Source organism: Streptomyces sp. R35, assembly GCF_041053035.1.
Lineage (GTDB): Bacteria > Actinomycetota > Actinomycetes > Streptomycetales > Streptomycetaceae > Streptomyces > Streptomyces lutosisoli.
Window position 1 is genome coordinate 10,142,141 of sequence record NZ_CP163440.1, and the last position, 21,281, is coordinate 10,163,421.

17 protein-coding genes are annotated in these 21,281 nt (G+C 70.9%); 13 read left to right on the forward strand and 4 right to left on the reverse strand.

The features are described from left to right. Positions 1-88: 88 nt before the first annotated feature. Positions 89-868: an SDR family NAD(P)-dependent oxidoreductase gene (locus AB5J50_RS45550; RefSeq protein WP_369264430.1), complete on the forward strand. Its 780-nt coding sequence runs from the start codon at positions 89-91 to the stop codon at positions 866-868. Between the two features lie 42 nt (positions 869-910). Here AB5J50_RS45550 and AB5J50_RS45555 read toward each other — a convergent pair whose 3' ends face one another. Next, positions 911-1,795: a LysR substrate-binding domain-containing protein gene (locus tag AB5J50_RS45555; RefSeq protein WP_327433859.1), complete on the reverse strand. Its 885-nt coding sequence runs from the start codon at positions 1,793-1,795 to the stop codon at positions 911-913. Between the two features lie 120 nt (positions 1,796-1,915). Here AB5J50_RS45555 and AB5J50_RS45560 point away from each other — a divergent pair, with 120 nt between their 5' ends. The 5 genes from AB5J50_RS45560 (at position 1,916) to AB5J50_RS45580 (ending at position 7,241) form a co-directional block, all read left to right on the forward strand. Next, positions 1,916-2,587: a succinate dehydrogenase gene (locus AB5J50_RS45560; protein WP_369265691.1), complete on the forward strand. Its 672-nt coding sequence runs from the start codon at positions 1,916-1,918 to the stop codon at positions 2,585-2,587. A gap of 1 nt (position 2,588) precedes the next feature. Next, positions 2,589-4,538 carry a fumarate reductase/succinate dehydrogenase flavoprotein subunit gene (locus AB5J50_RS45565; RefSeq protein WP_369264431.1) on the forward strand — a complete coding sequence of 650 codons (1,950 nt, stop codon included), beginning with the start codon at positions 2,589-2,591 and terminating at the stop codon, positions 4,536-4,538. Beyond that, positions 4,535-5,284: a succinate dehydrogenase/fumarate reductase iron-sulfur subunit gene (locus tag AB5J50_RS45570; RefSeq protein ID WP_369264432.1), complete on the forward strand. Its 750-nt coding sequence runs from the start codon at positions 4,535-4,537 to the stop codon at positions 5,282-5,284. The genes AB5J50_RS45565 and AB5J50_RS45570 overlap by 4 nt, the downstream gene beginning before the upstream one ends. 230 nt (positions 5,285-5,514) lie before the next feature. After that, the gene (locus AB5J50_RS45575) at positions 5,515-6,285 is read left to right on the forward strand and encodes a GNAT family N-acetyltransferase (RefSeq protein ID WP_369264433.1); all 771 of its coding nucleotides are present in this window, start codon (positions 5,515-5,517) and stop codon (positions 6,283-6,285) included. Beyond that, positions 6,285-7,241 (forward strand): lysophospholipid acyltransferase family protein, encoded by a 957-nt coding sequence (locus AB5J50_RS45580; RefSeq protein WP_369264434.1) that lies wholly within the window; start codon positions 6,285-6,287, stop codon positions 7,239-7,241. The genes AB5J50_RS45575 and AB5J50_RS45580 overlap by 1 nt, the downstream gene beginning before the upstream one ends. Before the next feature lie 32 nt (positions 7,242-7,273). On the opposite strand, the gene AB5J50_RS45585 is transcribed toward AB5J50_RS45580, so the two are convergent. Further along, positions 7,274-9,613: an ATP-binding cassette domain-containing protein gene (locus AB5J50_RS45585; protein WP_369264435.1), complete on the reverse strand. Its 2,340-nt coding sequence runs from the start codon at positions 9,611-9,613 to the stop codon at positions 7,274-7,276. A gap of 140 nt (positions 9,614-9,753) precedes the next feature. Between AB5J50_RS45585 and AB5J50_RS45590 the strand changes: the two genes are divergently transcribed. Next, positions 9,754-10,989, forward strand: coding sequence for an MFS transporter (locus AB5J50_RS45590; protein WP_369264436.1), 1,236 nt, complete (start codon positions 9,754-9,756; stop codon positions 10,987-10,989). A 212-nt stretch (positions 10,990-11,201) separates the two neighbouring features. Here AB5J50_RS45590 and AB5J50_RS45595 read toward each other — a convergent pair whose 3' ends face one another. After that, positions 11,202-12,281, reverse strand: a complete 1,080-nt coding sequence (locus tag AB5J50_RS45595; RefSeq protein ID WP_369264437.1) for an LLM class flavin-dependent oxidoreductase — start codon at positions 12,279-12,281, stop codon at positions 11,202-11,204. Between the two features lie 272 nt (positions 12,282-12,553). Here AB5J50_RS45595 and AB5J50_RS45600 point away from each other — a divergent pair, with 272 nt between their 5' ends. The 5 genes from AB5J50_RS45600 to AB5J50_RS45620 all read left to right on the forward strand — a co-directional run bounded on the left by AB5J50_RS45600 (position 12,554) and on the right by AB5J50_RS45620 (position 18,031). After that, on the forward strand, positions 12,554-14,245 hold the full coding sequence (locus AB5J50_RS45600; RefSeq protein ID WP_369265692.1) for a SulP family inorganic anion transporter: 1,692 nt from the start codon (positions 12,554-12,556) through the stop codon (positions 14,243-14,245). Between the two features lie 148 nt (positions 14,246-14,393). Continuing rightward, positions 14,394-15,023: a hypothetical protein gene (locus tag AB5J50_RS45605; protein ID WP_369254672.1), complete on the forward strand. Its 630-nt coding sequence runs from the start codon at positions 14,394-14,396 to the stop codon at positions 15,021-15,023. Between the two features lie 161 nt (positions 15,024-15,184). After that, complete coding sequence (locus tag AB5J50_RS45610; RefSeq protein ID WP_369264438.1) at positions 15,185-16,090, forward strand: universal stress protein; 906 nt, start codon at positions 15,185-15,187, stop codon at positions 16,088-16,090. A gap of 22 nt (positions 16,091-16,112) precedes the next feature. After that, on the forward strand, positions 16,113-17,135 hold the full coding sequence (locus tag AB5J50_RS45615; RefSeq protein WP_327433871.1) for a zinc-dependent alcohol dehydrogenase: 1,023 nt from the start codon (positions 16,113-16,115) through the stop codon (positions 17,133-17,135). Positions 17,136-17,140: 5 nt separating this feature from the next. Beyond that, positions 17,141-18,031, forward strand: a complete 891-nt coding sequence (locus tag AB5J50_RS45620; protein WP_369264439.1) for a universal stress protein — start codon at positions 17,141-17,143, stop codon at positions 18,029-18,031. Between the two features lie 5 nt (positions 18,032-18,036). Here the strand turns inward: AB5J50_RS45620 and ppk2 are convergent, their stop codons facing one another. Then, positions 18,037-18,840 (reverse strand): polyphosphate kinase 2, encoded by an 804-nt coding sequence (gene ppk2 / locus AB5J50_RS45625; RefSeq protein ID WP_369264440.1) that lies wholly within the window; start codon positions 18,838-18,840, stop codon positions 18,037-18,039. Positions 18,841-18,874: 34 nt separating this feature from the next. On the opposite strand from ppk2, the gene AB5J50_RS45630 reads away from it, so the two are divergent. Further along, entirely contained in the window at positions 18,875-21,259 is a 2,385-nt protein-coding gene (locus AB5J50_RS45630; protein ID WP_369264441.1) for a phosphoketolase, read from the forward strand. Positions 21,260-21,281 lie beyond the last annotated feature (22 nt).

Sequence of the window (21,281 nt, forward strand, 5' to 3'; positions counted from 1 at the left end):
ACCCCTACCACCGGCCAGCGGCCGGACCACCGGAACGAACACCACCAGGCGCCCCGAATCAGGCGCCGCAGCATGGGAGTTGAGGACAATGAGCACGGAACTGCAGGGCCGGACCGCCGTGGTGACCGGAGCCAGCAAGGGCATCGGACTGGCCATCGTGGAGGCGCTGACCAGTGAGGGGGCGACGGTCGTCGCGGGGTCCCGCACCGCGTCGGCGGGGCTGGACGCACTGGTGAAGGAGGGCTCCGTCACCTGGGTGCCCGTCGATCTCGCCGAACCCGGTGCGGCGGAGCGGCTGGTCGAGGCCGCGGGAGGGCGCGTCGACATCCTCGTCAACAACGTGGGCTCGGCCCCGGCTCGCACCGGCGGCTTCCTCACCGTGACCGACGAGGACTGGGCGCGCACCGTCGATCTGAACCTGCTCACGGCCGTACGGGTCACCCGGGCCGCCCTGCCGCTGATGCTGGAGGCCGGCCAGGGCTCCGTGGTGACCGTCGGCTCGGTCAACGCGACGCTGCCCGACCCCATGGTGATCGACTACAGCGCGGGCAAGGCCGCCCTGGTCGCCTTCTCCAAGGCGCTGTCGAAGGAGGTCGGGCCCCGGGGCATCCGGGTCAACACCGTGAGCCCCGGGCCGGTGGAGACGGAGCTGTGGCTCGGTGGGGACGGAGTGGCCGCCACCGTGTCGGCCGCCGCCGGCATCGCTCCCGAAGACGTGGTCGCGCAGGTGGCCGGGTCCACCGTGACCGGCCGCTTCTCCCAGCCCGCCGAGGTCGCCGAACTGGTCCTCTTCCTGGCCGGTGACCGCGCCCGGAACATCACCGGCAGTGACCTGATCATCGACGGCGGCTTCGTTCCGACCTGGTGACCCGCCCCCTGCCCCCGTTCCCCTCCACGCCGAGCTGACGGTTCAACGCTCCAGCAGCATCCTCTGTAGCTCCCTCGCCGCGCGCGGGGGAGCTACATCACTGCGGTGGGCCAGCGCGATCGTCCGGTGCAGTCCGGGCCGGGCCAGCGGTGTCACCCGTAGCCCCCGCCCGGACCGCGTCGCGACCATGCGCGGCACGACGGCCACGCCGAGCCCCGACCGGACGAAGCCGAGGACGGCGTCCATCTCGCCGCCCTCCACGGCGAAGTCGGGTTCGAAGCCCTCGGCGCGGCACGCGGCGACGGTCAGTTCCCGCAGGTCGTAGCCGTGCCGGAACATCACCAGACGCTCGCCCTCCAGATCGGCGACACGGACCGTGCGCCGGCCGCGGCCGGGCGCGGGGGCCTCCGGCGACGACACCACCACCAGGTCCTCGCGCAGCAGCTCCACCGTGGTCAGCGCGGGGGACGGCGTCGGGAGGGGGAGGACGACCAGGGCGAGGTCGAGGGCGCCGCGCGCGAGTTCCCGTACGAGATCGTGCGAACCGCCCTCCTCGATCAGCAGCCGGATGCCCGGATAGCGGTCGTGGAAGGCGCGCAGCACGTCCGGGAGCAGACCGGTGCACAGGCTCGGGGTCGCACCGAGGCGGATCCGGCCGCTGCGCAGCTGGGCCAGCTCCTGCACCTCGTGCCGGGCCGTGTCCGCGTCGGCGAGGATGCGCCGGGCCAGTGGCAGCAGCGCCTCGCCCGCGTCCGTGAGCGTGATGTTCCCGCGCGCTCGCAGGAACAGATCCGCCCCCAACTCCCGCTCCAGCGCCTTGATCTGCTGGGACAGGGACGGCTGTGCCACATGGACCAGATCGGCGGCCCGGGTGAAGTGCCGGGTCTCGGCGACGGCCACGAAGTATTGGAGCTGCGTGAACTGCACACAGCCACGATAGGGCATGCCTATGGAATCGAGCCGCACCATGTCTTGGACCGATCGGCCCCTCGGGCCCTAGCGTTCCGTGACATGGCTCTGGCAACGCGGACGGACCGACGGCCGTCCATGGCGCGCACCGTGTGGGACAGCTCCGTCGGCAAGAAGACCGTGATGGCCGTCAGCGGCCTGATCATGGTGCTGTACCTGGTCGCCCACATGATCGGGAACCTGAAGATCTACTTCGGGGCCGGCGAATTCAATCACTACGCGCACTGGCTGCGCACGGCCGGCGAGCCCTTCATGCACTACGAGTGGACGCTCTGGCTCGTCCGCGTGGTGCTGGTCGTCGCCGTCGTCGCGCACGCCGTCTCCGCGTACCAGCTCAGCCGCCGCGACATCAAGGCGCGCCCCAGCAAGTACGTGCACAAGAAGCCGCGGTCCAGCTACGCGACGCGCACCATGCGCTGGGGCGGGATCATCCTCGGCCTGTTCATCGTCTGGCACATCCTCGACCTGACGACCGGCACCGTGCACTCCGGCGGCTTCCAGGAGGGCCACCCGTACCAGAACGTCGTGGACACCTTCTCCACCTGGTACGGCAACGTCATCTACATCGTCGCGATGCTCGCGCTCGGCCTGCACATCCGGCACGGCTTCTGGAGCGCGGCCCAGACCCTCGGCGTCGGCAGCCGCACCCGCGACCGCGCCTTCAAAACCGTCGCCAACGTCCTCGCGCTGGTGCTCACGGCGGGCTTCATCTCCGTACCCGTCGGTGTCATGACCGGAGTGGTGAGCTGACATGACCACATACGCCGACTACCCGACCGGTGAGCCGGTCGTCGACAGCAAGGCCCCGCAGGGCCCGATCAACGAGCGCTGGGACACCCGGCGCTTCGAGGCCAAGCTGGTCAACCCGGCCAACCGCCGCAAGCACACGGTGATCGTCGTCGGCACCGGCCTCGCGGGCGGCTCGGCCGGCGCCACGCTCGCCGAACAGGGCTACCACGTTGTCCAGTTCTGCTACCAGGACTCGCCGCGCCGCGCCCACTCGATCGCCGCCCAGGGCGGCATCAACGCGGCGAAGAACTACCGGAACGACGGGGACTCCGTCCACCGGTTGTTCTACGACACCGTCAAGGGCGGTGACTTCAGGGCGCGCGAGTCCAACGTCCACCGCCTGGCGCAGATCTCGGTGGAGATCATCGACCAGTGCGTCGCACAGGGCGTGCCCTTCGCCCGCGAGTACGGCGGCCTCCTCGACACCCGTTCCTTCGGCGGCGTCCAGGTGTCCCGCACCTTCTACGCCCGGGGGCAGACGGGCCAGCAGCTGCTGCTCGGCGCGTACCAGGCGCTGTCCCGGCAGATCGCCGCCGGCAACATCGAGATGCACCCCCGGACCGAGATGCTCGACCTGATCGTGGTCGACGGACGGGCGCGCGGGATCGTGGCCCGCGACCTGATCACCGGGAAGATCGACACGTACTACGCGGACGCGGTGGTCCTCGCGAGCGGCGGATACGGCAACGTCTTCTACCTCTCGACGAACGCCATGAACTCGAACGCCACCGCCATCTGGCGGGCCCACCGGCGCGGCGCCTACTTCGCCAACCCCTGCTTCACCCAGATCCACCCCACCTGCATCCCACGCACCGGCGACCACCAGTCCAAGCTCACCCTGATGAGCGAGTCGCTGCGCAACGACGGCCGCATCTGGGTGCCGAAGGCCAAGGGCGACACCCGTCCGCCGAACGAGATCCCCGAGGACGAGCGCGACTACTACCTGGAGCGCATCTACCCGTCCTTCGGCAACCTCGTGCCCCGCGACATCGCGTCGAGGGCCGCGAAGAACGTCTGCGACGAGGGGCGCGGCGTCGGCCCCGGTGGCCAGGGCGTCTACCTGGACTTCGCCGACGCCATCCGCCGCATGGGCCGGGCGAAGGTCGAGGAGAAGTACGGCAACCTCTTCGACATGTACGCCCGGATCACCGCCGAGGACCCGTACAGCGTGCCGATGCGGATCTACCCCGCCGTGCACTACACGATGGGCGGACTGTGGGTCGACTACGACCTCCAGACCACCATCCCCGGCCTGTTCGCGATCGGCGAGGCCAACTTCTCCGACCACGGCGCGAACCGGCTCGGCGCGTCGGCCCTGATGCAGGGGCTCGCCGACGGCTACTTCGTCCTGCCGTCGACGATCAACGACTACCTCGCCCGCCATCCGCACCACGAACAGGTCACCGACGAACACCCCGCCGTACAGGAGGTGCTGGCCGACACCGAGGACCGGCTGCGGCTGCTCCTCGCCGTCGACGGAGACCGCACGCCCGACTCCTTCCACCGCGAAGTCGGCGAACTCATGTGGGAGTTCTGCGGCATGGCCCGTACGGAGACCGGGCTGCGCAAGGCACTTGAGCGCATCCCGCAGATCCGCGAGGAGTTCTGGCGGCGCATCAAGGTGCCCGGCACCGGCGAGGAGTTCAACCAGTCGCTGGAGAAGGCCAACCGCGTCGTCGACTACCTGGAGCTCGCCGAGCTCATGTGCCTCGACGCGCTGCACCGCTCCGAGTCCTGCGGCGGCCACTTCCGCGAGGAGTCGCAGACCCCGGACGGCGAGGCCGCCCGCAGGGACGAGGAGTTCTCGTACGCGGCCGCCTGGGAGTTCACCGCCACCGGCGACGCGCCCGTCCTGCACAAGGAAGACCTGGTCTTCGAGTACGTCCACCCCACCCAGCGGAGCTACGCATGAAGCTCACCCTGCGCGTCTGGCGGCAGAAGAACGCCGGCGCCGACGGAGCGATGTCCACGTACGAGGTGGACGACATCTCGGCCGACATGTCCTTCCTGGAGATGCTCGACACCCTCAACGAGTCGCTCATCCTGAGCGGAGACGACCCCGTCGCCTTCGACCACGACTGCCGCGAGGGCATCTGCGGTGCCTGCTCGCTCGTCATCAACGGTGACGCACACGGACCCGAGCGCACCACCACCTGCCAGCTGCACATGCGGTCCTTCCAGGACGGCGACACGATCGACATCGAGCCGTGGCGCGCCTCGGCCTTCCCGGTGGTGAAGGACCTGGTGGTGGACCGGTCGGCCTTCGACCGGATCATCCAGGCCGGCGGCTACATCACCGCACCGACCGGCGCCGCGCCCGAGGCACACGCGACGCCCGTGCCCAAGCCGGACGCCGACTTCGCCTTCGAGCACGCCGAGTGCATCGGGTGCGGCGCCTGCGTCGCGGCCTGCCCGAACGGCGCGGCGATGCTGTTCACCTCGGCGAAGGTCAACCACCTGAACGTCCTGCCGCAGGGCGCGCCCGAACGCGAGACCCGCGTCCTCGACATGGTGGCGCAGATGGACGACGAGGGCTTCGGCGGCTGCACCCTCACCGGGGAGTGCGCGACCGCCTGCCCGAAGGGCATCCCGCTGGTCTCCATCACCAGCATGAACAAGGAGTGGCTGCGCGCGACCCGAAAGGCGGGCAAGCGTTAGCCGACACGTCGTTCGCCGTATGGTGCGGACGGGCGGGACCGGGTGTGGTGCTCAAGCCCCGGTCCCGTCTCGCATTCCCGGGCACCCCTGGCATTCAACATCCTCACATCCGCCCTCCTGGCGCAGGTCACGCGCACGCCAACCGGCATCGGAAGAACAGGAGCGCGCAGACCGCACCGATCCGGTCTGCCGCCGATGAGCCGAAACCGGCCCGTGACCAGGAGAGTGCCATGACCGGCGTTTCCACCCTCGACAGCCCCCCGCAACCCGTCGCCCCGACCCGCTACACCGTCACCCTCGCCCGCGACGAGGCCGACGTCCGTGCCGCCCAGCGGCTGCGCCACGACGTCTTCGCCGGGGAGATGGGCGCCCTCCTGACCACCCCGGAGCCCGGCCACGACATCGACGCCTTCGACGCGTACTGCGATCACCTGCTCGTCCGCGACACGGTGACCGGCCAGGTGGTCGGCACCTACCGGCTGCTGCCGCCCGAGCGTGCCGCGATCGCCGGACGCCTGTACTCGGAGAGCGAGTTCGACCTCGGCCCGCTGGCCGCCATCCGCTCCGGGCTCGTCGAGGTCGGCCGCTCCTGCGTCCACCCCGACCACCGCGACGGCACGGTCATCGGGCTGATCTGGGCCGGCATAGCCCGCTACATGGTCGAAGGCGGCCACGAGTGGCTCGCCGGCTGCTGCTCCATCCCGCTCGCCGACGGCGGCGGGCTCGCCGCCGGCACCTGGGACCGGGTCCAGGACAAGTACCTGGCGCCCGAGGAGTACCGGGTACGTCCGCTGCTGCCCTGGAGCGCGGAAGGCGTCCCCAGGCCCGCCCGTACCGAGCTGCCCCCGCTCCTGCGCGGCTATCTCCGCCTCGGCGCGTGGGTCTGCGCCGAACCCGCGCACGACCCGGACTTCGGGGTCGCCGACCTGTACGTGCTGCTGTCGATGCGCCGGGTCAACCCGCGCTATCTGCGGCACTTCCTCTCGCTCGTCCCCGCCTGATGAGCGCGCCCCGCATCGGAGCGCCACGCCTCGCGGTCATCCGCCGCCCACGCCTCGGCGGGGTCCCGGGGGGCGTCGCGGTGCTTCCCGGTCCCGTGCCCACGGTGCCGCGGCTCGTCGCGCCCAGCCCCGCCCCGCAGACCAGTGCCTGGCTGCCCACCGCACCCTGCTCCCCGCACGGCTGCGTGGAGTCCACGACAACCTGGGCGGCGGTGCCGCGCGCCGTTCTGCGGCTCGCCGCGGTGCTGCTGGTGGTCCTCGCCGGCGTCCTCCTGACCCCGCTCGCGGCACGCATGCGGGCGGTGCCGCGCGACCGGTGGATCCGCCGCTGGTGTCTTACCGTCGTGCGCGCCGCCGGTGTACGGACACGGATCACCGGAGCCGCCAAGCCCACCGATGGACTGCTGATCGTCGCCAACCACATCTCGTGGCTGGACATCCCGCTGCTCGCCGCCGTCCGCCCGGCGCGGATGCTCGCCAAGACCGAGGTCCGCGGCTGGCCCGTGGCGGGCGCGCTGGCGGCCCGCGGCGGCACCCTGTTCATCGAACGCGACCGGCTGCGCGCCCTGCCCGCCACCGTGGACCGGATCGCCCAGGCCCTGCGCGGCGGGGCGGCCGTGGTCGCCTTCCCCGAGGGCAGCACATGGTGCGGCCGGGCCCAGGGACACTTCCGCCGGGCCGTCTTCCAGGCCGCGCTCGACGCCGGCGTGCCCGTCCAGCCGGTGCGCCTCCACTACCGGCTCACCGGGGGAGCGGCCAGCACCGCGCCCGCCTTCGTCGGCGACGACTCGCTCCTCGCGTCGCTGTGGCGGGTGGCGTCGGCGCGGGGGCTGGTGGCCGAGGTGGAGCTGCGGCCCGTGCTCGCGGCCGGCGCCCACACCGACCGACGTGCCCTCGCGGACGCGGCGCAAGGGGGCCTGCGACAAGTCTGTTCACCGGCCGACGCCCACCCCTGACGGCCGTGGCCATGGGCTGGGGGACCTGCCGGCTACCGGCCCTGTCCGAGCGCACGGGCGAGGTAGGGCGCCGTGCGGCTCCCGGCCGCCCCCGCCACCTCCGCAGGCGGCCCCACAGCCACGATCCGCCCGCCCGCGTCGCCGCCGCCGGGGCCCAGGTCGATCACCCAGTCGGCGCCCGCGACGACCGTCATGTCGTGCTCGACGACCACGACCGTGTGGCCCGCGTCGACCAGGCCGTGCAACTGGCGCATCAGCACTTCGACATCGGCCGGGTGCAGTCCCGTCGTCGGCTCGTCGAGGAGATAGAAGGTGTGGCCGCGACGCACCCGCTGCAACTCGCTGGCCAGCTTGATGCGTTGGGCCTCACCGCCGGACAACTCGGTTGCGGGCTGGCCGAGTCGCAGATAGCCGAGGCCCACGTCGAGGAGGGTGGTGAGGCTGCGCGCGACGGCCGGGGTGTCCGCGAAGAAGTCGGCCGCGGCCTCCACCGTCAGGTCCAGGACCTGCGCGATGTTCCTTTCCCGGTACGTCACTTCGAGCGTCTCGGGGCGGTAGCGCGCCCCACCGCAGTCCGGGCACGGCGTATAGGTGCTGGGCAGGAACAGCAGCTCCACGCTGACGAAACCCTCGCCCTGACAGGTCTCGCACCGCCCGCCCGCGACGTTGAAGGAGAAGCGCCCCACGCCGTAGTCACGCCTTTTCGCCTCCTGAGTCGCGGCGAAGACCTTGCGTACGACGTCGAAGAGTCCGGTGTAGGTCGCCAGATTGGAGCGCGGGGTACGGCCGATGGGCTTCTGGTCGACGGAGACCAGACGCCCGACACCTGAGAGTTCCTCCTTGATCTCGCCGATCAGCGTCGACTTGCCGGAGCCGGAGACGCCGGTGACCGCGGTGAACACGCCGAGCGGGAACTCGGCGGTGACCCCGCGCAGGTTGTGCCGGGTGACCGGCCCGATCTTCAACTGGCCGCCGGGTGACCGGACGTCGCGTACCGGAGCGGGGGAGCGGTCGAAGAGGAAGCGTGCCGTCGCGGACTCCGCCACACGCTCCAGCTCCGCGACCGGGCCGCTGTGCAGTACGCGCCCGCCGTGCTCGCCGGCGCGCGGACCGACGTCGACGAGCCAGTCGGCGCCCCGTACGACATCGAGGTGGTGCTCCACGACGAACACCGAGTTGCCCGCCGACTTCAGCCGCTCCAGGACGGTGAGCAGGGCCTCGGTGTCCGCCGGGTGCAGTCCCGCGGACGGCTCGTCGAGGACGTACACGACCCCGAAGAGACCGGAGCGCAACTGCGTTGCCAGACGCAGCCGTTGGAGTTCTCCCGCGGAGAGGGTGGGGGTCGCCCGGTCGAGGCTCAGATAGCCGAGGCCGAGCTCGGAGACGGGCGCGATACGGGACCTGAGGTCGGCGGTGAGGACCCGGGCGGCCTCGCTGGTTCCCCGCAGCGCACGGGCCAGCTCCGCCAACGGCAGCGCGGCCAGCTCGGCGATGTTCCGTCCGGCGAACGTCACCGCCAGCGCCTCGGGACGCAGCCGGCTGCCGCCGCACGCCGGACAGGGGGCGCTGCTGAGAAACCGCTCCGCCTTGGCCCTGAGCGTCGGGCTCTTCGTGTCGGAGAAGGTCTTCATGACATAGCGCCGGGCGCTCATGTACGTACCCTGGTACGGGCGTTGGATCCGCTCCGCGTCGCGCACCGGGTGCACGGTGACGACCGGCTGCTCGTCCGTGAAGAGGATCCACTCCCGGTCCTCGGCGGGCAGTTCCCGCCAGGGCCGGTCCACGTCGTGGCCGAGCGTGTCGAGGATGTCCCGCAGGTTCTTGCCCTGCCAGGCACCCGGCCACGCGGCGATCGCGCCCTCGCGAATCGACAGCGCCGGATCGGGTACGAGCAACTCCTCGGTCGTACGGTGCACTTGACCGAGCCCATGGCACTCGGGGCAGGCCCCGGCCGCCGTATTGGGTGAGAACGCGTCCGAATCGAGCCGCGCGGCGCCCTCCGGATAGTCGCCCGCCCGCGAGAACAGCATGCGCAGCGAGTTGGAGAGATTGGTGACCGTCCCCACGGACGAGCGCGACGTCGGCGCCGACCGCCGCTGCTGCAAGGACACCGCGGGCGGCAGCCCCGTGATCTCCCCGACCTTCGGCGCCCCCACCTGGTGGATCAGCCGTCGCGCGTACGGGGCGACCGACTCGAAGTAGCGGCGCTGAGCTTCCGCGTAGATGGTCCCGAAGGCCAGCGAGGACTTGCCGGAGCCGGAGACGCCGGTGAAGACCGCGAGGACGTCACGGGGGATGTCCACGTCCACGCCCTGGAGGTTGTGCTCACGGGCGCCCCGGACGCGGACGTACGGGTCGTGGGGGCTGTGCATGGGCTGGACTCCTGCGGCTTGGGGCAGGAGCCCACGATACAAGGCCACCGTGTGTCTAATAGCAAAAGTCTTGCTCTTGCAAGTAATATGCAAGAAGCTGGACCGGTCCTTACCGCCTGCCTCGAATGCGGAGCCACTTCATGCCCCGTCTGATCCCGGATGCCGGACCGCAACGCGTCATCGCCGCTTCGAACTTCGTCTACACCGTCGGCAGCGGCCTCTACCTGACCGCCGGGGTGCTGTACTTCACCCAGGCGGTGCACCTTCCGGCAGGCCAGGTCGGCCTCGGACTCGGCATCGCCGGTCTCGTCTCACTGGCCGTGGGCATCGCCGTCGGCCATCTCGCGGACACACGCGGAGCGCGCGGCGTCTACGCGACCACCCTGGTGGTCCAGGCGCTGGCAACGGCCGGCTTCGTGCTGGTGGACAGCTTCTGGCCGTTCGTTCTCGCGGTCTGCGCGGCCACCGGGGCGAAGGCGGCCGGACTGGCCGCACGCAGTCCGATCATCAGGCGCTACGGAGGGGACCGGCCGCAGGAGTTCCGCGCCCATCTCCGTTCCGTGACCAACATCGGCATATCCCTCGGTGCCCTGCTGGCAGGCTGGGCCGTCCAGGTGGGCACCCACGCCGCCTACCAGCTACTTGTCATCGGCAACGCGATCGGCTTCGCGGCTTCTGCCGCCGTCCTGGTCCTCCTCCCGCCGGTCACCCCCGGTCCCACCGCCGGCGGCCCTCGGTGGATCGCCCTGCGGGACCGCCCCTACCTCCTGATCACCGCCCTCGACGGCATCATGGCCATCCAGTTCAAGGTGCTCACCGTGGCCGTTCCGCTGTGGCTGGTCGCGGCGACGACCGCCCCGCCCTGGCTCATCTCGGGCACCATGCTCATCAACACCGTCATCGTCATCGCGTTTCAGGTACGGGCCAGCCGCAGCATCGATTCCCCTCGGACCGGCGGAGCCGCCTACCGACGGTCAGGTGTGGCCTTCCTCGTCTCCTGCTCGCTGATCTCGCTGTCCGCGGGGGCACCGGCCTGGGCCGCCGCGATGCTGCTGATGACGGCGGTGGTGATCCACACGGTCGGCGAGCTGTGGCACTCCGCCGGAGGCTTCGAGGTGTCCTTCGCCCTCGCTCCGGAGCACGCCACCGGCCAGTACCTGGGCGTCTTCGGCCTGGGGGCCGGACTGGCCGAAGCTCTCGGGCCAGGCCTGCTCATCGCGCTCTGCATCACCTGGGGCCGCCCAGGGTGGTACGTCGTCGGAGCGCTGTTCGCCCTGACGGGCCTGGCGGCACCACTCGCCGTCCGCCGGGCAAAACGCCACCAGGACGCTCACCCGACGCACATCGAATCCCCGCTGAAGGAACTGGCCGCCTGAACTCTCGCCCCGGGCACGCGCATTACCGTGTGCGGGGCGTTGCCAGGCTCCGCTCCCACAGAACGGGGGAAGCCGGTGGAACAGCGGCCCGAAGGCGCCGCCACCGATCCGGAAGCGGCGCGGCAGCGGTACGACTCCGACATGAAGGCGTCGCATGAGGCGCTGCGGGAGGTGGTCCGCGCCGACCTGGGCGCCAGGGCCTGTCTCCTGGATCAGGCCCGGGTCGGGTCCGGGTCAGGCCCGGACCCCGGGAACCCGGTCAGCCCAGCCACCCGCGCGAGTCTCCGGTAGGAGTCCAGGAGGGCGTCCCGGTCGTACGAACTGGTGGTGACGAGCACCTCCTGGGCGCCGGTCTCCTTGATCACCGTCTCCAGCTCGTGGGCGACCTGCTCCTCGGTGCCCGCGATATGGCCGGTGAGCCCGGACTCGTAGAAGCCGCGCTCCCTGGCGGTCATCGTGAGCGCCTCGACGCGCTCGGCGGGCGGCAGCGGCGGGAAGGTGCCGTGCGTGCGGGAGTACGCCATCGACCAGGCCTCCGGGAGCAGCAGACGGCGCGCCGCATGCGGGCTTTCGGCGACCGCGATCGTGCCGGATATGACGACGTACGGCTCCCGCGCCCAGACGGAGGGGCGGAAGGCCGCGCGGTAGTGGTCGATGCCCCGCCGCATCTTCTCCCGGTTCCTGAAGTCCCCAATGACCATCGGCAGGCCCGCCCGCGCCGCGATCGTGGCGCCCTCGCCCATCGCGAGCACGAAGGGTGGCACGGTCAGGCCCTCCGCGGGGCGCGCGTGGACGCGGGTCGGGGAAGTACCCCGGAACCACCCGAGGAGTTCGGCGAGCTGCGCCGCGAAGTCCTCGGCGACGTCCTTGTCCCGGCCGAGCGCCTTGCGCACACCGTCCGTGAAGCCGACGGAACGGCCCAGACCCATGTCGATCCGCCCCGGGAACAGCGACTCCAGCACACCGAACTGCTCGGCCACGACGAGCGGTTGGTGGTTCGGCAGCATCACACCTCCGGTGCCGACCCGGATCGTCCGCGTGGCGGCGGCGACCGCGGCGGCCAGCACGGTGGGCGCGGAGCCGGCGACGCCGGGCACTCCATGGTGCTCCGAGACCCAGAACCGGTGGTAACCGAGCTTCTCCAGATCCTGAGCCAGCCGCACGGTGTCGCGCAGCGCCTCGGGCGGCTCGTGCCCCTCGCGGGTGCGTGAGCGGTCGAGTACGGAGAAGCGGGCGGCTTCTCCGGGCGGGCCCGGCTCCTGCGAGGAGTCGGGATTCTGCTGACTCTGCATGCCTGCTCCGGAGGACTCGGTGCCTGTCGTCTCAGCTGTCGCTCTGCTGAAGTCCGCTGCGGCTTCCATGATCCGCGTGGTGTCCGGGGCGGGCAAGGTCCCCATGATCTCTGCGGAGTCCAGCGGCGGGGATCCGGGAGCCGGTCGGCCCGGACCCGGGCCGACCGGCCCTCGCGGCGGACCGACTGCGGGGCGATGCTGAAGGGGGTGACGAAGGGAGCCCCATGTCCGAGCGCCCGGAGGAGGCGGCCGGGGAACGCCGACGCGGTCTCATGCGGCGGCTGGCTCCCGGTCTCGCCGTACTGGCCGGCTACCGGCGCTCGTGGCTGCGCGGTGACCTGCTGGCCGGAGTGACCGTCGCGGCGTATCTCGTTCCGCAGGTGATGGCCTATGCGGGCCTCGCGGGGCTGCCGCCGGTCGCCGGGCTGTGGGCGATCGTCCCCGCCCTGCTGCTGTACACGGTGCTGGGCTCGTCGCGGTTGCTGTCCGTCGGGCCCGAGTCCACCACCGCACTGATGACGGCCACCGTGGTGGGGCCGCTCGCCGCCGGCAATCCGGACAGGTACGCCGTGCTCGCCGCCGGTCTCGCTGTCGTGGTCGGATTGATGTGCCTGGTCGCGTGGGCGGTGCGGCTGGGCTTCCTCGCCGACCTTCTGTCGCGGCCGATCCTGGTCGGCTACATGACGGGCGTGGCGCTCATCATGATCGTCGACCAGCTGCCCAGACTGACCGGTGTCAGCACCTCGGGATCGGAGTTCTTTCCTCAACTGCTCTCCTTCGTAAGGAACCTGGGGGAAGCCCAACTCGCCACAGTGATCTTCTCCGTGGTGGCCATCGCATTCCTCTTCGTGGTTCCGCGGTTCTTCCGCAATGCTCCGGGCCCGCTGCTGGCCGTGGTGCTCGGCACCGCGGCCGTCGCGGCCTTCGGACTGGAGGACCACGGCATCGCCGTCATCGGCGCGGTACCGTCCGGGCTGCCAAGCCCTGGCCTGCCGGCACCGGGTGACCTGCCGCAACTGGTGCTGCCGGCGCTCGGGGTGCTCCTCGTCGGATACACCGACGTCATCCTCACGGCGCGTGCCTTCGCGGTGCGGGGCGATGAACTCGACCCCAACCAGGAGCTGTTGGCGCTCGGGGCCGCGAATCTGGGTGCGGGCGTACTGCACGGCCTTCCCGTGAGCAGCAGCGCCAGTCGCACCGCCCTCGCCCGCTCGGCCGGGGGCCGCACCCAGGTGTACTCACTTGTCGCGTGCGCCGCGGTCCTCGCCGTACTGCTGTTCCTGAGCCCGCTCCTCGCGAACACCCCGGTGACCGTTCTGGGAGCCCTGGTTGTCTACGCCGCCGTCCACATGATGGATCTGGCCGGGTTCCGGCGACTGGCCGCCTTCCGGCGCCGGGAGCTGCTGCTGGCCCTGGGCTGCATGGCCGGTGTGCTCGCCCTGGACATCCTGTACGGCGTGCTGGTGGCCGTCGGGCTCTCGGTCGCCGAGCTGCTCAGCCGGGTGGCCCGCCCGCACGACGCGATCGAGGGCCTGGTGCCGGGCCTGGCCGGCATGCACGACGTGGACGACTATCCGCAGGCCCACACGGTCCCCGGCCTGCTTGTCTACCGCTACGACTCGCCCCTGTTCTTCGCCAACGCCGACGACTTCAAACGGCGAGCGCTGGCGGCGGTGGACCAACACGAAGGTCCTGTCGAGTGGTTCGTCCTCAACACCGAGGCCATCGTCGAGGTGGACATCACCGCGCTCGACGCGGTCGACGCCCTGCGCCAGGAATTCGGGCGGCGCCACATCGTCTTCGCGCTCGCCCGCGTCAAGCAGGACCTGCTCGACGACCTGGACGCCTTCGGGCTGACCGGGACCATCGGCGCCGACCGGATCTTCCCGACACTGCCCACGGCCGTGGCCGCCTACGTCGAGTGGCACCGAGGCGGAGGCTCTCACCAGCCGAGGCGGAAGTAGCGGCAAGCCCAACAGACCCGGCGGAGAGGGCCGTTCAGCCCCACGGCCACGGCCCTTCGGCACCGGGCGGGGACGGTCCCGAGCCACCAGAGTGGTTGCTGTCGGGCACCCGTCCGGCACTCTCCGATTCCCCGAAGGGATCACCATCATGGCCGTGCACGAGCACCCTCACCGGAGCCCGGGGTTCCACCTGCCGTCGTTCCGCAGGAGCCGGACCGCGTCCACCTCTGAGTCCGCCGTGTCGGCGAGCACCGACACACACTCCCTGCGGGCCTACTCCTTCGCCTCGCTCCGGCTGCTGACGGGGTTCGTCTTCCTGTGGGCGTTCCTCGACAAGACCTTCGGCTTCGGTTATGCCACTGCGTCGGGCAAGGGCTGGATCGACGGCGGCTCGCCGACCAAGGGCTTCCTCGGTGGCGTGGCCGCGGGGCCGATGGAGTCCACCTTCCACTCCTGGGCGGGCGACACCTGGGCCGACTGGCTGTTCATGGCCGGCCTGCTGGGCATCGGGCTCGCCCTGATCGGCGGGATCGCGCTGCGGCTGGCCGCTGTCGCGGGCACGGCGTTGATGGCGCTGATGTGGATCGCCGAGTGGCCGCCCGCCAAGCACCTCTCCGACGGCTCGGCCAGCATGTCCCCCAACCCGTTCGTGGACTACCACCTCATCTACGCCGTCGTCCTCATCGCCCTGGCGCTGGTCGCGGCAGGCGACACCCTGGGCGTCGGCAAGCTCTGGGCCAAGCTGCCCATCGTCCGGAACCACGGCTGGCTGCGCTGACCACGGCAGGGAGGGCGGCACCCGGTCGGGGCTCCGCCCTCCCGCGCAGACGGCGGCTCCATGGGGCCGATCGGTCCCTTCCGGGGACCTGCGGCCCCTGCATCACGAACCCCCGCGATACGACGATGGAATCGGATCGCTCGATTCAGGAGGTGAAGACCGTGCCCCGCACCGTCACCGTAGGGCTCGACGGTTCGCAAGAGAGCAGGGCCGCTGCCGAATGGGCGGCCCGTGAGGCGAAACTCCGCGGACTGCCGCTGAAGGTCGTCCACGTCTGGCAGCCGGTCCCGGAGCCCATGGCTCAGGCCCCGCTCCTCGGAGCCGAGACGCAGCAGCACTGGAGTGAAGAGATTCCTCGCGAAGCGGCCGCCGGAATCCGGATACGCCACCCAGAGGTCGACGTAGTCATGGAGCAACTTTCCGGGCGGCCGGCAGAGGTGCTGCCCGGCGTCGCGAAGGATGCCGAGGTGCTGGTTCTGGGCTCCCGCGGAATGAGCGGAGTGGGCGGTTTCATGGTGGGCTCCGTCGGCCTGGCCGTCGTGGCACACGCCGAGTGTCCCGTCGTCCTCGTACGGGCCGGAGAACAGGCGGCCGACGAGCACACGATGGACCCGGCCGGCATCCCTTCGGCCGCGGCCCCCTTCCGGCCCGTCGTGCTGGGACTCGACGTCACGAACCCGGACGACGCCTTGATCGGCTTCGCCTTCGAGGCGGCTCTCCTGCGCGGAACCTCCCTGCGTGTCGTGCACGGCTGGAACGAGCCGCCCTACATCGCGTACGGCATGCCCCCCGACCTCGAAATGAACGCCCGCATCGCCGCGGAGGAAGCCGCCGCCGTGGCCGAGGCGCTGCGCCCCTGGCGCCAGAAGTTCCCGGCCGTGGACGTCGTCGAGGACTCCCTGTCCGGAAAGGCGGCCAACCACCTGGTGGACGCCTCCCGCGAGGCCTCCCTGGTCGTCGTGGGCCGCCGCGTCCGCCGCTCGCCAGTGGGCGCGCACATCGGGCCCGTCACCCACGCCGTACTGCACCATGCCACCGCCCCCGTCGCCGTCGTCCCGCACGACTGACTCACCCAAGGAGAGACACCCCATGAAGGCAGCAGTCGTACGAGCCTTCGGCGAGCCCCTGGTCATCGAGGAGCGCCCCGACCCCGAGCCCGGCCCCGGCCAGGTCCGCGTCCGGGTGGAAGCCTCCGGGCTGTGCCACACCGACATCCACGCCGCGCACGGCGACTGGCCGGTCAAACCGAACCCGCCGTTCGTCCCCGGCCACGAGGGCGTCGGCCTCGTCGAGGCCCTCGGTGACGGCGTCACGCACCTTGCCCTGGGGCAGCGGGTCGCGGTGCCCTGGCTGGGCAAGGCCTGCGGACGGTGCGAGCACTGCCTGTCCGGCTGGGAGACGCTGTGCGAGCAGCAGATCAACACCGGATACGGCTGCGACGGCGGCTACGCCGAGAAGATGCTGGCCTGGGCGGACTTCGCCCAGCCGGTGCCCGACGGGATCTCCCCGCTCGACGCCGCCCCGCTCACCTGCGCCGGCGTCACGACGTACAAGGCGCTCAAGGTCGCCGACGTCAGGCCCACCCAGCTGGTCGCCATCTCGGGGGTGGGAGGGCTGGGCCATCTGGCAGTCCAGTACGCGAAGATCGCCGGGGCCGCCGTGGCCGCGATCGACGTCACCGACGAGAAGCTCGAGCTCGCCGCCGAACTCGGCGCGGACCTCGTGATCGACGCCCGCAAGGAGGACCCCGGCGAGGTGCTCAAGCGGTACGGCGGTGCCCATGCCGCCATCGCGCTCGCGGTGAACGAAGCGGCGTTCTCAGCGGTGTACACCGGGCTTCGGCGGGGCGGCAAGCTCGTGATGGTCGCCCTGCCGGCGCACGGCACGATCCCGGTCCCCATCTTCGACACCGTGCTGAACGGCACCTCGGTGATCGGCTCGATCGTCGGCACGCGGCAGGACCTTGCCGAGGTGTTCCACCTGCACGCGGCGGGCCGGACCAGGGTCATCCGGGAATCCCGTCCCCTGGACTCGGTCAACGAGTCGATGGACGAAGTCCTGCGCGGTCACGTCAAGGCCCGGATCGTCTTCGACTTCGGCGAAGGAAGGTGAAGAACGTGGAGACGTGGGAGCCGCCTCTGGTGGTGGGCGTCGACGGATCCGGGTCGAGCCTGCGCGCCGTGGACTGGGCGACGGACGAGGCCGCGCTGCACGGTGTACCGCTGCGCCTGGTGTACGCCTCGCTGTGGGAGCGCTACGAGGGCGCCGCGCTCGCCGAGGGGCTGGGCAGGTCCTCGGAGCAGGTGATGGCCGACAACATCGTCGAGGCCGCCGCGCGGCGCGCCCACCGTCGCAACGCCGACGTCAAGGTTTCCACCGAGGTGCTGCCCGACGACGCCGTGAGTGTGCTGCTGAAGGAGGGGCACAGTGCCTTCGCGCTGGTCATCGGGTCCCGAGGGCGCAGCGGCATGGCCGAGCTGTTGCTCGGCTCGGTCGGTCTCGCCGTCGCAGCCCGCGCGGTCTGTCCGGTGATCGTGCTCCGCGGCAGCCACGACAACCAGGTCAGGGCCGGGACCCACCGGAGCGTCGTCCTCGGGGTCGGCGAGGAGTCACGCGCCTCGTCGGCCACGCGCTTCGCCTTCGCCGAGGCGGAGGCCCGCGACGCCGTTCTGCACGCCGTACGGGCCTGGCGCTGGCCCGCGCACGAGAGCACCGACCACCCTCTGCTCGCGGGAGAACCCGCCCGTTTGCACGAGGAGCGGGCGGTGAAGGTTCTGGACTCGGCGCTGAGCGAGGCAGCGGCGAACCATCCGTCCGTGGATCTACGCCGGCGCATCACGGAGGGCACGGCCCGCCGGGTGCTGCTGGACGCTTCTGCCGACGCCGACCTGCTCGTCGTCGGCGCGCGGCGCCGCCAGGGACACTTCGGACTTCAGCTCGGCCGGGTCGCGCACGCGGTCCTGCACCACTCCGCCTGCCCGGTCGCGGTCGTACCACAACGCGCGTGAGCGGCTCACAGGCCCGCGGCGTGATCGGGGACGTACGTCTGCAGATCGCGCGGCGGCCGCACGTAGCCGGTCGACGGCGGTCTCGGCGGCAGCTCCAGAACGGGCGGCGACACCTCCTTGTACGGAACGGAGCCGAGCAGGTGCGCGATCATGTTCAGCCGCGCCCGGCGCTTGTCGTCGCTCTCGACGATGTACCAGGGCGCCTCGGAGACGTCGGTGTGCACCAGCATCTCGTCCTTCGCCCGGGAGTACGCCTCCCAACGGGTGATCGACTCCAGGTCCATCGCGGAGAGCTTCCAGCGCCGCGTCGGGTCCTTCAGCCGCCGCCGGAACCGCTTCTGCTGCTCCGCGTCGCTCACCGAGAACCAGTACTTGCGCAGCAGGATGCCCTCCTCGACCAGCATGCGCTCGAAGATCGGGCACTGGCGCAGGAAGCGCTGGTGCTCCTCCTTGGTACAGAAACCCATCACACGCTCGACGCCGGCGCGGTTGTACCAGCTGCGGTCGAACAGCACGATCTCCCCGGCGGCCGGAAGATGTTCGACGTACCGCTGGAAGTACCACTGCGTGCGCTCGCGCTCGGTCGGCTTGGGCAGCGCCACCGTCCGGGCGATGCGCGGGTTCAGATGTTCCGAGACCCGTTTGATCGTGCCGCCCTTGCCCGCCGCGTCCCGTCCCTCGAAGACGACCACGAGCCGGGCGCCCTCCGTCCGTACCCACTCCTGAAGCTTCACCAGCTCCGTCTGCAGACGCAGCAGCTCCCGCTCGTACGCCGCGCGCGGCAATGTCGCCGTCTTCTTGTCGGCCATGCCGCCTCCTCCGCCCGATGACTACGGAGTCACCATGCCCAAGGTCGAACACCAGGACAGCACCGTACTGACCGACGACGAACTGCGCACCCTGGACGCCCACTGGCGGGCAGCCAACTACCTTGCCGTGGGGCAGATCTACCTCTTGGCCAACCCGCTCCTCACGGAGCCCCTGACCCCCGCGCACATCAAGCCGCGGCTGCTCGGCCACTGGGGCACCTCGCCTGGTCTGAACCTCGTGTACACGCACCTCAACCGTGTCATCAAGGCCCGCGGTCTGGACGCGCTGTGCGTATGGGGGCCCGGTCACGGCGGGCCCGCCGTCCTCGCCGGCTCCTGGCTGGAGGGCAGTTACAGCGAGACGTATCCGGACGTGTCGCGTGACGGGGCGGGTATGGACAAGCTGTTCCGGCAGTTCTCCTTCCCCGGCGGCGTACCCAGCCATGTGGCACCCGAGACGCCGGGTTCGATCCATGAGGGCGGTGAGCTGGGCTACTCGCTGGCGCACGCCTACGGCGCCGCGTTCGACAACCCGGATCTGCTGGTCGCCTGCGTGATCGGCGACGGCGAGGCGGAGACCGGACCGCTGGCCGCGTCCTGGCACTCCAACAAGTTCCTCGACCCGGTCCATGACGGGGCCGTCCTGCCGATCCTGCACCTCAACGGCTACAAGATCGCCAACCCGACCGTGCTGTCCCGCCTGCCGGAGACCGAACTCGACGAGCTGCTGCGCGGCTACGGCCACGAACCGATCCATGTCACCGGCGACGACCCGCAGCAGGTCCACCGCGCGATGGCGGACGCCTTCGACCGGGCCCTGGACCGCATCGCGCTGATGCAGCGCACCGCCCGCGAGGACGATGTGTCCGAGCGGGTGCACTGGCCCATGATCGTGCTGCGCACGCCGAAGGGCTGGACCGGCCCTGCGGAGGTCGACGGGGAGCCGGTCGAGGGAACGTGGCGCGCCCACCAGGTCCCCCTGGCCGCCGTCCGTGAAAACCCCGAGCATCTGCGCCAGTTGGAGACCTGGCTGCGCTCCTACCGTCCCGAGGAGCTCTTCGACGTCGAGGGGCGGCCCGTCGCCGACGTCCTCGCCTGCGTTCCCGACGGCACGAAGCGTCTGGGCGCCACCCCGCACGCCAACGGCGGCCTGCTCGTCCGCGATCTGCCGATCCCGTCCCTGGACCGTTTCGCCGTGCCCGTCGACAAGCCGGGTGCCACCGTGCACGAGCCGACGCGGGTCCTCGGCGACCTCCTCGAACAGGTCATGAAGGACACCTCGGCCCGCCGCGACTTCCGGCTGGTTGGCCCCGACGAGACCGCCTCCAACCGGCTGGGAGCCGTCCTCAACGCCAGCGGCAAGGCCTGGCAGGCGGGGACCCTCCAAGTGGACGAGCACCTGGACCGGCACGGCCGGGTGATGGAGATCCTTTCCGAACACCTCTGCCAGGGCTGGCTGGAGGGCTACACACTGACCGGCCGGCACGGACTGTTCTCCTGCTACGAGGCGTTCGTGCACATCGTCGACTCGATGGTCAACCAGCACATCAAGTGGCTCAGGACATCGAGGGAGCTGGCCTGGCGCGCCCCGATCGCCTCCCTCAACTATCTGCTCACCTCGCACGTCTGGCGCCAGGACCACAACGGCTTCTCGCACCAGGACCCCGGATTCGTGGACCACGTCCTCAACAAGAGCCCGGAGGTCGTACGGGTCTATCTGCCGCCGGACGCCAACACCCTGCTGTCCGTGGCAGATCACGTGCTGCGCAGCCGTGACTATGTGAATGTCGTGGTCGCGGGCAAGCAGCCGTGCTTCGACTGGCTCTCCATGGACCAGGCCCGGGCCCACTGCGCCCGGGGCGCCGGAATCTGGGAGTGGGCGGGCTCCGCCGACGGGGACGTCGAACCAGATGTCGTCCTCGCCTGCGCCGGCGACGTCCCCACCCAGGAGACCCTGGCCGCCTCCGGTCTGCTGCGGCGCCATCTGCCCGAGCTGGCCGTGCGGGTGGTGAACGTCGTCGACATGACCCGGCTGCTGCCGCGCGAGGAACACCCGCACGGGATGAGCGACTTCGAGTACGACGGGCTGTTCACCACCGACAAACCGGTGATCTTCGCCTACCACGGCTATCCCTGGCTGATCCACCGCCTCGCCTACCGGCGCACCGGCCACGCCAACCTCCACGTCCGCGGCTACAAGGAGATGGGCACCACCACGACCCCCTTCGACATGGTCGTCCGCAACGACATGGACCGCTACCGCCTCGTCATGGACGTCATCGACCGCGTCCCCGGCCTCGGCGTCCGCGCCGCCGCCGTACGTCAGCTGATGGCCGACGCCCGTACCCGGCACCACGCCTGGATCCGCGAACACGGCACCGACCTGCCCGAAGTCGCCGAGTGGACCTGGACCGCCTGAAAGCCCCTGTCGCACAAAGGAG